Genomic DNA, 12,485 nt, shown 5'->3' with positions numbered 1-12,485 from the left:
TAGCAACCGCATGTCCGAACCCGCAGCAACGCCCGTCCAATCCTTGTGTCTGCTGCGCACCTCAGCCCTGGGCGATGTCAGTCATGTGCTGCCACTGGTGCGTACGCTGCAGACGCAGTGGCCACAGACCGCACTGACCTGGATCGTCGGCAAGCTGGAACACAAGCTGGTCGGCGACCTGCCCGGGGTCGAGTTCATCGTGTTCGACAAGAGCAAGGGCTGGGAAGGCTACCGCCAGGTACGCCGTGCCCTGGGCGGACGCCGCTTCGACGCCCTGCTGCATATGCAGGTCGCGCTGCGCTCCAACCTGCTCAGCGCCCTGGTGCGTGCGCGCCGGCGCATAGGCTACGACGCGGCGCGCTCGCGCGACCTGCATGGCCTGTTCGTAAACCAGCGCATTGCCGCGCGCAGCGGCGAGCACGTACTCGACGCGATCGGCAGCTTCGCCGAGCCGCTGGGCCTGCGGCAGACCACTGTGCGCTGGGACCTACCCATTCCCAACGCGGCATTCGAGTTCGCCGAGGAGCATCTGCCGGGCGACCCGCCTACCCTGCTGGTCAGCCCCTGCTCCAGCCATCGCCTGCGCAACTGGCAGCCGCAGCGCTATGCCGCGGTGATGGATCATGCCGCCACCGTGCACGGCTGGCGCGTGGTGTTGTGCGGCGGGCCAAGTGCCTACGAGCGCGAGTTCGGCGCTGCGATCACGGCACATCTGCAGCACTGCAGGCCGGTCGACCTGATAGGCAGGGATACGCTGAAGCAGTTGCTGGCACTGCTGCGCAAGGCCGATCTGGTGCTCACACCCGACTCCGGCCCAATGCACCTCGCCAACGCCGTCGGCAGCGCCGTACTAGGCCTGCATGCGGCGAGCAATCCGCAGCGCTCGGGCCCGTATTCCGATCGCCGCTGGTGCGTCGACCGCTATGACGCCGCCGCACGCCAGTTCCGCGGCAAGCCTGCCGCGCAACTGCGCTGGGGCACGAAGATCGAGCACGAAGGCGTGATGGATCTGATCGAGACCGACGCCGTGATCGAGCGTTTCGACGCGTTCGCCCAGAGCCGTAGCCGGACGCAGGCGGGCTAGCCCCGCGGATCAGCTCTTGTAGTTCTGGTACGACTTTTCTTCGATCAGTTGCGAGCCGAGCTTGAGATTGATCTCGCGCTTGATCGCGGCACGATCGTCGTTCTGGAAATAAACGGCGCGTGCCAGCTCGATGAATTCCGCATCGAAGGCCTGGGCTTTTTCCTTCAGACGGATGCGATCTTCGATATCCCACAGCGACTGGTTGACCTGCTTCAGCCGCGCGCGCTCGCCGCCGATGTCGATGGCCGCCGCGGCATCGTCGCGCCATGCCGCATTCAGCAGATCCAGCTCGGTACGCACGTTGGCCAGCTTGGCCGGATCGGCGATCTGTTCGGACTTGATCTCCAGGATGGTGATCTTGTCGATCAGTTCGCCATGGGAAATCGGGGTGACGATCAGCGACATCGGAGTGCTCTGCTAGGGAAAGCGCGAGCCTAGCCCAAACCGACCGGGCCGCGGCAGAGAAACGACAACGCCCCTTGCGGGGCGTTGTCGTCGTTGCTGGCGGAGAGGGTGGGATTCGAACCCACGGTACGCTTACACGTACGCCTGATTTCGAGTCAGGTACATTCGACCACTCTGCCACCTCTCCGGAACTGTCAGTCTTGCGACTGGCCCTGCCGGTGGCGCGGCGAGGGGCGCGAATAGTACGAGCTACGCGCGACGGATACAAGGCCATCGCAGTGCCTCGCGATGCGCCTGCCGCAAGCCCGCGTTTGCGGGTGACGCAAGCAGCGGCCGAAATACGTAATCGGTAGCAAAGGATACGCAGTCCTGCAGTGCCTTCCGCTTGCCTCCAGCCAGTTCCCGGCGGCATGCTATGACCCAGTTCGTTTTTCGCACGCGCCGCCGTTCCATTTCTGCCGGCACGCAGCGTCTGGCGATGGCAACAAAACCCGAACCAGGCTTCGCGCATGATCGAATTCGGACACAGCTCCCACGTCGGCCTGCGCCGCGAGCACAACGAAGACACGTATTATGCCGACCCGGAGCTGGGCCTATGGCTCGTCGCCGATGGCATGGGCGGGCATGAGCACGGCGAAGTCGCCAGCGCCATCGCCCGCGATACGCTGATCGACGAAGTGCGCAAAGGCACTGCGATCGGCCGCGCCATCCAGCTCGCCGACGAGGAAATCATCCGCCATTCCAGCCGCCGCGCCGAAGCGCTGCCCATGGGAACGACCGTCGCTGCGGTCAGCGTCAGTGGCGATCAGTTCGAAATGGCCTGGGTCGGCGACAGCCGCGTTTATGTCTGGAACGGCGCGCTCAAGCAGCTTTCGCAAGACCACTCCTACGTTCAGGAGCTCATCGAGCAGGGCGCCATCACCGCCGAGCAGGCACGCACCCATCCGCATCGCAATGTGGTCACCCAGGCGCTAGGCGTGACCGATCCGCAAAGTCTGCGCGTGGAGACCATCACCGGCACGCTGCAGCCGGGCATGCAGATCCTGCTGTGCAGCGACGGGCTGACCGAAGAAGTGGAAGATGCGCAGATTGACAGTATTCTCGCCCGCGCCGAGCTGTCGGCGCAGGAATGCGTCGATCACCTGATTCTGGCCGCCCTCGACGGTGGCGGCTCGGACAATGTCACGGTAGTGCTGATCCGCCGGCGCTGACATCCGCGCGCGCCGGCAGGGCCGCGCGGTAGCCGGGCCCGCAATGACGGCCAACCGGCGGCATTGCGGGCAATGGCGGAAAGTCCCGCGGCAAGCCTGATTGGGCTTTCCTCGAATCGCACCATCAGCCCACCCCTGCAGAGCGAGGAATGGGCCTACTTGCCGCAGCCAGCAGCAGCCACGGCGCGCCGCCCGGCCAAGCCTCCTACAGCGCGCCGTTCTTGAGCGCTTTCAAGGCGACCTGGAAACCGCTCATCGAATAGCCGTTCTCGTTCTTCAGCACCGCATACACGCCGTCGAGCCTGGCCTTGAGCGCATCGGCGCGGGCCTTGTCGATGGTGCCGGTGTTCTCGAACGCGACAATGACCGACTGCGCCGCCATGGCCGCCTGCTCGGCCGCGTCATAGTCACGGTATTCGCCGCGGGCCGCATCGGCTTCGATGTCGGCCAGGATTGCATTCAGGCTGCTGCCGTCGAAGCGGTGCTGGGCAACCCGCGGCAGCAGTTCGTCCAGCGTGGCGCGCAGTCGCCGCGCCGCTGCCAGGGTCGCGTCGCGGCTTTCGGTAGTCGCCTTGTGCAGCGCCCGGGTCTGTTCCAGCACGCGCGCCTCGGCGGATTTGTCCACCGCCGCCAGCACATGACGGAACATCACCAGGTTGGCGTCGTACAGGCGCACCACGCCTGGGCCCAGGCCGGTGCCCTGGCGCGGGCCCCAGCTCTTGTCCGACATGCGCTTATGACAGGCAAAGCAGTTGAACAGCACCAGCTCGGGGAAGATGCCTTGCATACCGGCCTTGGGATCGGTCAGCTGGTCGAGCAGGTTCGCCGCCGCGACGCCCTGGCCTACCGCCCAGTCGCGCGCACCGCTGAATTCGCCCTTGCGCTCTATCCAGTCGGCGTCGATGGCGTAATGCGGCCGACCCAGCCAGGTAAAGGTATCCAGCTCGAAGGTCAGGCGCGGATGGCCGGCCCCCATGATGCGGTGGGTGATCATGCGGTCCTTCGTGCCCATGTGGCAGGACAGGCACAGCTGCGCGCGCTTTACCGGATCGTCGGTCGCATACATGCCCTTGGCCAGGTTGTCGGCATGCTTGACGCTTTTGTCCGCATGCGCGTTGAGCCATTGCTCGGCGCCGCCGTGGCAGGCCTCGCAACCGACGCCATCGCTGAGCTGGAAGCGCTCGCCACGCTGTGCCGCAGGCACATTGTCGGCATGGCAGTCGAGGCAGATCTTCGCTTCGGTCGCATTGCCCAGGCCGAGCTTGCGCGCGATCTCGCGCGAGGCAGGCTGCTCCAGGATGGCGTAGGCCTTGGCGTGCGGATCGGTCTCCTGCCAGACCGCGAATTCGTTCTGCATCACGTGCGATTCGCGAAACACCTGCGAAGCGCCATGGCAGACACTGTTGGAACAGCTGGCCACGCCCTGGTGCTTGTGCGCGGCGATGGCGTCCACCGCCGACGCGGCGGCAAGGCCGCACGGCAGCAGGAATACGCACACGGCTCCGATCCACGTACGCAAATTCATCGCCGAACTCCCCATTCGAGCGAGCACCCTGGCGGCTGCTGGGGCGCGCCGGCCGATTATGCCATGCGCGGCAGCACTGCCTAGGCCAAGGCAGCGTCTGAATGGTTTAACGCAAAAGCGGGAGCAAAACTGACATTCCTGCGGGGTGGGCAGGAAAACAGCCGGTCCAGGCCGCGCAAAGACGGCTGCTCAGAGCGGAATGCCGGCCAGGCGGCGCCAGACCGTAGCGCCTTTGCTGGCCTTGTCGATCGCAGCCAGGCGTGCCTCGTGCGCAGCCAGTTCAGCCTCGTTGGCCAGGTGCACGCGCAACGGCGGTCGCTCGCTCAGCGGCCGGTGCTGCGCGGCGACGCGGATCTGGGCGTTGTCGGGCGTTTCCAGCGCGAAATCCAGCGCACCCTGGCCGGCGGTCAGGGCAAGGTAGACGTCGGCGAGGATTTCCGCGTCGAGCAGCGCGCCATGCAGTTCGCGATGGCTGTTGTCGATATCCAGGCGCTTGCACAAGGCATCGAGGCTGTTGCGCTGGCCGGGGAACATTTCCCGCGCCATGGCCAGCGTGTCGAGCACTGTCGCATGGTCGCGCAGGCGGCCGTAGCTCGGTCCCAGCCGTGCCAGCTCGGCGTCGATGAAGCCTACGTCAAAGGCGGCGTTGTGGATGATCAGTTCCGCGCCACTGATATAAGCGACGAACTCGTCGGCCACGTCGGCAAAGCGCGGCTTGTCGACGAGGAACTCGATACTGATGCCGTGCACCGCCTGGGCGCCCGCGTCGATGTCGCGGTCGGGGTTGAGATAGCGGTGGAAATGGCTGCCGCTGACACGGCGCTCCAGCAGTTCCACGCAACCCAGCTCGATCAGGCGATGGCCGCGATTGGCGTCCAGGCCGGTCGTTTCGGTATCCAGCACGATCTGACGCATCACTTTCCTCGGGGCTGTTTTTCGGCGGCCAGGCGCGCAGCCCTGTCCACGCGTTCGTTGTCCGGATGCCCGGAATGACCGCGCGTCCAGAACCATTCCACGTCGTGGCGCGCCACGGCGGCAGCCAGACGCTCCCACAGGTCCTGGTTCTTCACAGGCTTCTTGTCGGACGTGCGCCAGCCGTTGGCCTGCCAGCGCGGCAGCCATTGCTGCATGCCTTGCTTGACGTACTGCGAGTCGGTGGTGATGCGCACCTGGCAGGAACGCGTCAATGCCTCCAGCGCCGCGATGGCGCCCATCAGCTCCATGCGATTGTTGGTGCTGTCCGGCTCGCCGCCAGAAATGACTTTCTCAACTTTTCCATAACGCAACAAGGCCGCCCAGCCACCGGGCCCGGGATTGCCCAGGCAGGCGCCGTCGGTAAACACATCCACCGCCATCGTCGCCGCGGTCATGCGGACGCCCGCTGCGCGCCGGAGGCCAGGCGTGCGCGCACACCCCGCGGCTTCAACGACACGGGCCGCACCCAGGTCAGTGCCGTCTGGCTGCGCTTGCGCGCCAGCAGCAACCAGCTCGGACGCAGTGCTGACGGCAGGCCGAGAGCGAGCGAATCGGCACGCAGCTGGCCGACGCGGCGTTGCGCATAGGTATCTACACCGTCCTGCGCCAGTGCGCGGCGCCAGCTGCCGGCCGAAGCACAGCGCAGGCCGCCGAAATTCTGTAGGCGCCAGGCCAGCCAGGGCCGCCAGGGACCGAAGCGGGCGAAGCCGCTGACCATGAGAATGCCGCCCGGCTCCAGCACGCGCACCAATTCGCTACGCAATGCGGCGGCATCGTCCATCCATTCGAACGCATGCTGCAGCACGATCAGGCGGAAGCTTTCGTCAGCGAACGGCAGCTCGGTCGCAGCGCAATGTACGTCGCCGGCCAGTTGGCCCGGCGCAGCCATGTGCAGGCCGAAGCGCCGGCCAAGCATGGGCGAGCTGAGCGTCAAGCCGAAGCCCTGCTCGCAGCCGATGAACAAGCCCTGGCGGCCAAACACGCCGGCGCATTCCGGCGCCAGGGCTAGCGTTTCCTGCTGCAGCCATTGGCGCAGCGCGGCCGTCTGGAACGGGGTCTGGGCAGTAAGAGGCATAGTGAGCTTGCTGGCGGGGAGGGCGATTCTGCGCCAACTGGCACTGGCTTGTCCCGCACCAATCGCCAGGATCGTTAAGCGGGCTTAACGATGAATGCGAAAGCCGCGGCTATATTCGCGCGTCGCCCCTAGCCCCCGTGAAGCCGTGCTGCGTACCCTGCCTGTGCCTGCGTTCGACGACAACTATTTGTGGCTGGTGCACGACACCGGCGGCAATGCCCTGGTCGTCGACCCCGGAGACGCCGCACCGGTGCTGGCTGCACTGCGCGAACAGGGCCTGCAATTGCATACCATCCTGCTCACCCATCACCACGGCGACCATATCGGCGGCGTCGCCGCTTTGCAACGACAATTTCCCGAAGTGGAAATTTTTGCACCGCATGACGAACGTATCGCCATTGCGACGCGGCGCGTCGCCGGCGGCGACCATGTCGATCTGGCCCGGCCCAGCCTGCGCCTGGAAGTACTGGATCTGCCGGGACACACGCGCACGCATATCGGTTATGTCGGCGCCGGCCTGCTGTTCTGTGGCGATACCTTGTTCAGTGTGGGCTGCGGCCGTCTGTTCGAAGGCACGCCGGCACAGATGTTGACGTCGCTGGACCGCCTGGCCGCGCTGCCGGCCGATACAGCCGTGCTGTGCGCGCACGAGTACACCTTGTCCAACTGCGCCTACGCGATCAGCGTGGAGCCCGGCAACGCCGCACTGCGCCAGCGCGTGCAGGAAGTGCGCGAGCGCCGCGCCCGCGGCGAACCGAGCCTGCCCAGCAGCATTCGGCAGGAACGTGCCACCAATCCGTTCCTGCGCATCGACGAGGCCGAGGTGGTGGCCTGGGCGCGGCGCGAGCACTCGATCGCACCCGGCGCGCGGGTGGAACGCTTTGCCGCCTTGCGCCGCGGCAAGGATCAGTTCCGGATGCCGGCCTCATGGTGATGCGCCGTTTCACGCCGACGCTCGCCGTTCTGCCGGCCCTGTTGCTGGCCGCCTGCGCCACGGCCCCCAAACACGACCCGGCCAACAGCGCCATCCTCAGTGCCACCTCGCTGCCGCCGCTGGATCTGCGCGTGGAGGCACCGGAACGCATCGATGTGCCGCTGGCACCAGTCCCGGACCTGAGCCTGCACGACCAGTCCATCGACCTGTCGCCGGCCGATTCGCTCTGGGCCCGCCTGCGCACGCGCTTTGCCATGCCCGGTTGCGAGTACAGCCCGGCGGTACAGCGCTGGGCACGTACCTATACCCATGGTCCGGACCGCTTCGCCGCTTCGCTCAAGCGCGCCCTGCCCTTTCTGATGCTGGTGCTGGACGAACTGGAGCGCCACGACCTGCCGGGCGAGTTTGCCCTGTTGCCATATCTGGAAAGCCATTACGAGCCCATCGCCACGCGCGGCAGCACGCCGGCGGGAATGTGGCAGTTCATGCCGGATACGGCGCGCAGTGTCGGCCTGCAGATTTCGCCGCATTACGACGGACGCCTGGACGCCTGGGCATCGAGTTCAGCCGCGGTCGGCATGCTCAAGCGCTACCAGGACGAATTCGGTGACTGGCGCCTGGTCGACATGGCATTCAACGCCGGCGAATACCGGGTGAAGAAACTGCTGCAGGAGAATCGCCAGAACCTCAGCCGCGAAGACCTGGCCAGGCTGAAGCTGTCGCCGGTCACGCACGAGCATCTGGCCAAGCTGCTGGCACTGGGCTGCGTCATCAACGACCCGGAACGGTTCGGCGTAACGCTGCCCGAACCGTCCGCCGAGGACCAGCTAGTGCGCGTCACCCTGACCGCACCGATCGACATACGCGTCGCCGCACGACTGGCCGACGTGCCCGAAGACACGTTGCGCCGCTACAACGCCGGCCATCGCCAATCGCGCATCTCGGCCAATTCGCCGATGCATCTGCTGCTGCCCAAGCCGTCGCTGCTGCGCTTCCAGCAGCGCTATACCCAGCTGGCCCCCAGCGCCTGGAGCACCTGGGATGCAGTCAAGCTGCGCGAGCGCCGCGGGGTGGACGAGCTGGCCGGCGCCGCCGCCGTGCCCATCGATCTGGTCGGCGCTGCCAATGGTGTCGGCGCCGGCCGCGAGTTCGCCGCCGGCGCCACGGTATTCCTGCCAGCGGCCCTGGGCGGCCGCATGGGCGTACCGCCACCGCCGCCGATTCCACTGGCGCCGGAGTCAGAGCGACGTGATACCTCCATCACCGTAAAGAGCGGCGACAACCTCTGGAGCCTGGCCAAGACGCACAAGGTCAGCGTGGCCAATCTGCGGCGCTGGAACCAGCTCAGCGAGAAAGCGCAGCTCAAGCCAGGCCAGAAACTGCGCCTGGAGGAATAGCCACCGATCTTCGCGCTGCACGACGGCATGATCTGGCGCCGTCCAAACGCCCGTTCGCGCAGCTACGCGGCCAAACCGCTACACTCCGCCGCTGCCCTGGGACGATACGCTCCAGTGCTTCGGCCAGAGCGGCTTGCCGCCGGCCATGAACAGATTCCGCGGCGGCTACATGCCGCATACGGAAGTCACGGATCGATCCCGCGCCAGTATGGCGCGCCAGTGGCCACGGCCCATCGATTCAACACACAGTACCGGGAGGTTTCATGGGTTTCCTGCATGGCAAGCGTGCACTGATCGTCGGCATCGCCAGCCAGCGCTCCATCGCCTGGGGCATTGCCAATGCAATGCACCGTGAGGGCGCGCAGCTGGCCTTCACTTACCAGAACGAGCGCTTGCGCGATCGTGTCGATGAAGCCGCCAACGCCTTCGGCAGCAATATCGTGCTGCCTTGCGACGTATCCATCGACGGCGAAATCGACGCGATGTACGCCGAGCTGGGCAAGCACTGGGACGGCTTCGACATTCTGGTGCATTCGGTCGGCTTTGCGCCCCGCGAAGCGCTGCAGGGCGGCTTTCTCGACAACCTCACGCGCGAGAATTTCGGCATCGCCCACGACGTGTCCAGCTACAGCCTGGCCGCACTGGCCAAGGGCGGGCGGCCGCTGATGCAGGGCCGCAGCGGTTCGATTCTCACCTTGAGCTACCTCGGTGCCGAGCGCGCTTTGTCCAACTACAACGTCATGGGTCTGGCCAAGGCCAGTCTCGAGGCCTGTGTGCGCTACCTCGCCTTCAACCTCGGCCCGGACGGCACGCGTGTCAACGCCATCTCGGCAGGCCCGATCAAGACCCTGGCCGCGGCCGGCATCTCCAACTTCCGCAAGATGCTCGACCACGTCGAAGAGCACGCACCGCTGCGCCGCAGCGTGACGATCGACGAAGTGGGCAATGTCGCTGCGTTCCTGAGTTCGGATCTGGCCTCGGGCATCACCGGCGAAATCACCTATGTGGACTCGGGCTACAACATTCTCGGCATGACCGGCATCTGAACCGGCAGCGGCTTGCGCCGCTGCTTGTGCCGCACAACAAAAAAGCTGCCCTGGGGCAGCTTTTTTGTTGTGCGTTTCTTTGTGGCCTGGCCAGATTGTGATCCAGCCACATTGAAAGCGCCGGCACGTTTTCAACACGCCGGCGCGATCGCTTACTGCAGGCGGTCTTCGGCAATCTGGATCTTGGCGCTCTTGCGCAGCGATTCGACGAAGGCGCCGGTGGCCACCATGCCCTCGATGTTCTGCAGCTGGCTGCGCACCGCTTCGCGGCCAGCCTCGTCGACCTTGGCGACATCGCCATCGGTCACGGCATCGAGCTGGAACAGCGCATAGGCATTGTCGAGCAACTCCACGTTTCCGAATTCCGGTTTGCCCGCAGCCGGACGCGCCAGCTTGAAGGCGGCCGCAGCGATGCGCGAATCCACTGTCGATGCATTGCGGCCAGTACCCTTGGCGTCGGCTACGCTGAGCTTGAGCTCAGTCGCAATCGCGTCCAGCGTCTCGCCCTTGCGCAGACGTGCCAGCAGCGCATCGGCGCGCTCGCGAGCCTGCTTGGCCACGGCTTCCGCCACCAGTCGCGTACGCACGTCGTCTTTCACCTCGGCCAGCGGACGCGCCTCGCTGAGCTTGTGCTCGGCGACACGCAGCAGCACCTTGCGCTCGGGGGACAGATCGATCATGTCGGAATTGACGTGCTCGACCAGCACGGCATCGGAAAACGCCGCCTTGACCACGTTGGGATTCGCCGCAACGCCGGTACCACCGACCCGCGGGAACAGCGGCGTCTTCTGCACCGTCACACCAGCCACCTTGGCCGCCGGCTCCAGCGAACCCGTATCGACGAGGGCTTCGTCGGCAACCTTGCCGGCCAGATCGGCGAACTGGCGTTCGCGTTCGGTTTCCAGATAGACCTTGGTCAGTTCGGGCTTGGCTTCCTCGAAGGACTTTTCCTTGCGCTCGCGGATATCCCGCAGCTGGATCACGTGGTAGCCCTCGGACGACAGCACCGGTTCGGATACATCGCCCTTCTTCAGCGCGAACAGGGCCGCCTCGAAGGCCGGATCGGTCTCGCTCTGCGACAGCCAGCCCAGATCGCCACCCTGGTTCTTGGAACCCAGGTCTTCCGACGACTGCTTGGCCAGCGCGGCGAAATCCTTGCCTTCGCGTGCGCTCTTGGCGATTTCCTGGGCCTTGGCCAGTGCCTTCTTCTGCGCTTCGGCATCGCCGCCTTTGGCCAGGATCAGCACATGCGAAGCCTGGCGCTGTTCCGGTGTGAGGTAACGTGCTTTTTCTTTTTCGTAGCGCTCACGCAGCAGCGACTCATCCGGCGTTTCGGCGATCTTGAGCGCGCTCGCATCGAGTTCGATGTATTCCAGCGAAACCTGCTCCTGCGTCATGAACTCGGACGAGTGCGACTTGTAGTAAGCCTCGATTTCCGCATCGGTCGGTGCAGCACCTGCTTCGGGCTTGGCCAGGGTCAGCGTACGCAGGTCGCGGGTCTGGTCACGCAGGCGGATATGCGCGTCGATGTCGCGCGGCGTCACCACGTTGACCGAACCGATCAGAGTGGGCAGCTCGCGCGTGGCCAGCGACTTGCGCTGATCTTCCTGGAACTGCAGCGGCGACAGGTTGTTGGTCATCAGCAACGTGCGGTAGGTCGCCTCATCGAACTTGCCGTCGACCTGGAACTGGGGCACGTCACGGATTGCCGCACGCACGCGATCATCCGGAATCACGACACCAAGCTTCTCGTTCGCCGACAGCAGCAGCTGTTCGTCGATCAGGACATTGAGTACCTGTCGCTTGATCTCGGGGCGTTCCAGCATGGCCGGATCGAGCTGGCCGCCGTACTGGGCCATCATGTTCTGACGATAGATCTGGAACTTCTGACGGAAGGTTTCCGGCGAGATCTCGGCCTTGTCCACCTTGGCCACCCAGGTATCGTTGCGGCCGGTGAAGTACGACTCGATGCCGAAGAACGAGAATACGAAGATCAAGGCACCAAGCACGATCTTCGCTATCAGTCCGGAAGTCTTGTCTCGCAGTGATTGCAGCATGAGAGGCTTGCCTGAACTTTACGGGTGGTCATCCGGCTGCAGCACGGTTGCGCCGCAACTTGCGCCGTTCTGGCGCGTTTGCGGACGCACGATACGGCGTGTGCGCCCCATAGAAAAAAGGGCGCCGTGCGGCGCCCTTGAAAAACTGGCGGAGTGGACGGGACTCGAACCCGCGACCCTCGGCGTGACAGGCCGATATTCTAACCAGCTGAACTACCACTCCACGGCACAATTGGTGGGTGCTGAGGGTTTCGAACCCCCGACCCTCTCCGTGTAAGGGAGACGCTCTACCGCTGAGCTAAGCACCCCTCGCGGGAGCCGATTAGTTTAGGGCATCCTTCAGGGCTTTGCCAGCCTTGAACGCCGGGTTCTTCGACGCCTTGATCTTGATCGTTTCGTTGGTGCGCGGATTGCGGCCGGTACGCGCCGCGCGCTTGCGCACCGCAAAGGTACCGAAGCCGACGAGGGAGATGGTGTCACCCTTCTTGAGCGTCTTGGTGATCACTTCAACCATGGCATCGACAGCCTTGGCAGCATCAACCTTGGTCAACTCGGCGGCATCGGCAACCGCGCCCACGAATTCTGATTTATTCATTTAACAATCCCTCTCGGAAACTGCGACCCGCTACGCTTGATTCTGTGGCGAAACGACTCTGTCCCTGTAAAAACCGGGTGACCTTTAGAAAGTGCGCTTCGCGGACCCCGTGATCGCCCGGACCATTGCAGTCACTCGGACCACGTCCCGGCCTTTATACCAGTGGCCTAGTAGGCACGCA

12 protein-coding genes and 3 tRNA genes are annotated in these 12,485 nt (G+C 65.0%); 5 read left to right on the top strand and 10 right to left on the bottom strand.

The window, feature by feature from the left end; translation table 11 throughout:
* Positions 1-10 precede the first annotated feature (10 nt).
* A complete protein-coding gene (locus tag DFR29_RS22135) occupies positions 11-1,084 on the top strand; it encodes a glycosyltransferase family 9 protein (protein ID WP_133820821.1) in 1,074 nt (357 codons plus the stop codon).
* A gap of 9 nt (positions 1,085-1,093) precedes the next feature.
* On the opposite strand, the gene DFR29_RS22130 is transcribed toward DFR29_RS22135, so the two are convergent.
* Positions 1,094-1,489, bottom strand: coding sequence for a DUF6165 family protein (locus DFR29_RS22130; RefSeq protein ID WP_133820820.1), 396 nt, complete (start codon positions 1,487-1,489; stop codon positions 1,094-1,096).
* A gap of 97 nt (positions 1,490-1,586) precedes the next feature.
* A tRNA-Ser gene (locus DFR29_RS22125) sits at positions 1,587-1,676 on the bottom strand.
* 322 nt (positions 1,677-1,998) lie between these two features.
* Between DFR29_RS22125 and DFR29_RS22120 the strand changes: the two genes are divergently transcribed.
* Positions 1,999-2,700, top strand: coding sequence for a PP2C family protein-serine/threonine phosphatase (locus DFR29_RS22120; protein ID WP_133820819.1), 702 nt, complete (start codon positions 1,999-2,001; stop codon positions 2,698-2,700).
* Between the two features lie 205 nt (positions 2,701-2,905).
* Here DFR29_RS22120 and DFR29_RS22115 read toward each other — a convergent pair whose 3' ends face one another.
* The 4 genes from DFR29_RS22115 to DFR29_RS22100 all read right to left on the bottom strand — a co-directional run bounded on the left by DFR29_RS22115 (position 2,906) and on the right by DFR29_RS22100 (position 6,275).
* Complete coding sequence (locus DFR29_RS22115) at positions 2,906-4,225, bottom strand: cytochrome c family protein (RefSeq protein ID WP_166654271.1); 1,320 nt, start codon at positions 4,223-4,225, stop codon at positions 2,906-2,908.
* Between the two features lie 189 nt (positions 4,226-4,414).
* Positions 4,415-5,140: a DNA polymerase III subunit epsilon gene (gene dnaQ, locus DFR29_RS22110; protein ID WP_133820817.1), complete on the bottom strand. Its 726-nt coding sequence runs from the start codon at positions 5,138-5,140 to the stop codon at positions 4,415-4,417.
* The gene (gene rnhA, locus DFR29_RS22105; protein ID WP_243746144.1) at positions 5,140-5,595 is read right to left on the bottom strand and encodes a ribonuclease HI; all 456 of its coding nucleotides are present in this window, start codon (positions 5,593-5,595) and stop codon (positions 5,140-5,142) included. The genes dnaQ and rnhA overlap by 1 nt, the downstream gene beginning before the upstream one ends.
* A complete protein-coding gene (locus tag DFR29_RS22100) occupies positions 5,592-6,275 on the bottom strand; it encodes a class I SAM-dependent methyltransferase (RefSeq protein ID WP_133820816.1) in 684 nt (227 codons plus the stop codon). Before DFR29_RS22100 ends, rnhA begins: the two co-directional genes overlap by 4 nt.
* A gap of 148 nt (positions 6,276-6,423) precedes the next feature.
* Between DFR29_RS22100 and gloB the strand changes: the two genes are divergently transcribed.
* The 3 genes from gloB (at position 6,424) to DFR29_RS22085 (ending at position 9,652) form a co-directional block, all read left to right on the top strand.
* Positions 6,424-7,209 carry a hydroxyacylglutathione hydrolase gene (gloB, locus tag DFR29_RS22095; protein WP_133820942.1) on the top strand — a complete coding sequence of 262 codons (786 nt, stop codon included), beginning with the start codon at positions 6,424-6,426 and terminating at the stop codon, positions 7,207-7,209.
* Complete coding sequence (locus tag DFR29_RS22090; protein WP_133820815.1) at positions 7,203-8,606, top strand: transglycosylase SLT domain-containing protein; 1,404 nt, start codon at positions 7,203-7,205, stop codon at positions 8,604-8,606. The genes gloB and DFR29_RS22090 overlap by 7 nt, the downstream gene beginning before the upstream one ends.
* Positions 8,607-8,869: 263 nt before the next feature.
* A complete protein-coding gene (locus DFR29_RS22085; protein WP_133820814.1) occupies positions 8,870-9,652 on the top strand; it encodes an enoyl-ACP reductase FabI in 783 nt (260 codons plus the stop codon).
* A gap of 152 nt (positions 9,653-9,804) precedes the next feature.
* Here the strand turns inward: DFR29_RS22085 and DFR29_RS22080 are convergent, their stop codons facing one another.
* From DFR29_RS22080 to DFR29_RS22065, 4 genes are all read right to left on the bottom strand, one after another.
* Positions 9,805-11,709, bottom strand: a complete 1,905-nt coding sequence (locus tag DFR29_RS22080) for a SurA N-terminal domain-containing protein (protein ID WP_133820813.1) — start codon at positions 11,707-11,709, stop codon at positions 9,805-9,807.
* 146 nt (positions 11,710-11,855) lie between these two features.
* Positions 11,856-11,932 (bottom strand) — tRNA-Asp (locus tag DFR29_RS22075).
* A 10-nt stretch (positions 11,933-11,942) separates the two neighbouring features.
* Positions 11,943-12,017, bottom strand: a tRNA-Val gene (locus tag DFR29_RS22070).
* A 14-nt stretch (positions 12,018-12,031) separates the two neighbouring features.
* Complete coding sequence (locus tag DFR29_RS22065; RefSeq protein WP_133820812.1) at positions 12,032-12,304, bottom strand: HU family DNA-binding protein; 273 nt, start codon at positions 12,302-12,304, stop codon at positions 12,032-12,034.
* Positions 12,305-12,485: the final 181 nt, after the last annotated feature.

The organism is Tahibacter aquaticus (genome assembly GCF_004363655.1).
In the GTDB taxonomy this organism is placed as follows: domain Bacteria; phylum Pseudomonadota; class Gammaproteobacteria; order Xanthomonadales; family Rhodanobacteraceae; genus Tahibacter; species Tahibacter aquaticus.
The sequence above is the reverse complement of the archived record's forward strand: the minus strand, read 5'-3'. Positions and strand labels throughout refer to the sequence as shown.

Bases quoted from the DNA above. Each gene is read 5' to 3' on its own strand.
- DFR29_RS22115 (WP_166654271.1), bottom strand. From the start codon at position 4,225: ATGAATTTGCGTACGTGGATCGGAGCCGTGTGCGTATTCCTGCTGCCG.
- DFR29_RS22085 (WP_133820814.1), top strand. From the start codon at position 8,870: ATGGGTTTCCTGCATGGCAAGCGTGCACTGATCGTCGGCATCGCCAGC.
- DFR29_RS22135 (WP_133820821.1), top strand. From the start codon at position 11: ATGTCCGAACCCGCAGCAACGCCCGTCCAATCCTTGTGTCTGCTGCGC.
- DFR29_RS22130 (WP_133820820.1), bottom strand. From the start codon at position 1,489: ATGTCGCTGATCGTCACCCCGATTTCCCATGGCGAACTGATCGACAAG.
- DFR29_RS22065 (WP_133820812.1), bottom strand. From the start codon at position 12,304: ATGAATAAATCAGAATTCGTGGGCGCGGTTGCCGATGCCGCCGAGTTG.
- rnhA (WP_243746144.1), bottom strand. From the start codon at position 5,595: ATGACCGCGGCGACGATGGCGGTGGATGTGTTTACCGACGGCGCCTGC.
- dnaQ (WP_133820817.1), bottom strand. From the start codon at position 5,140: ATGCGTCAGATCGTGCTGGATACCGAAACGACCGGCCTGGACGCCAAT.
- DFR29_RS22090 (WP_133820815.1), top strand. From the start codon at position 7,203: ATGGTGATGCGCCGTTTCACGCCGACGCTCGCCGTTCTGCCGGCCCTG.
- DFR29_RS22080 (WP_133820813.1), bottom strand. From the start codon at position 11,709: ATGCTGCAATCACTGCGAGACAAGACTTCCGGACTGATAGCGAAGATC.
- DFR29_RS22100 (WP_133820816.1), bottom strand. From the start codon at position 6,275: ATGCCTCTTACTGCCCAGACCCCGTTCCAGACGGCCGCGCTGCGCCAA.
- DFR29_RS22120 (WP_133820819.1), top strand. From the start codon at position 1,999: ATGATCGAATTCGGACACAGCTCCCACGTCGGCCTGCGCCGCGAGCAC.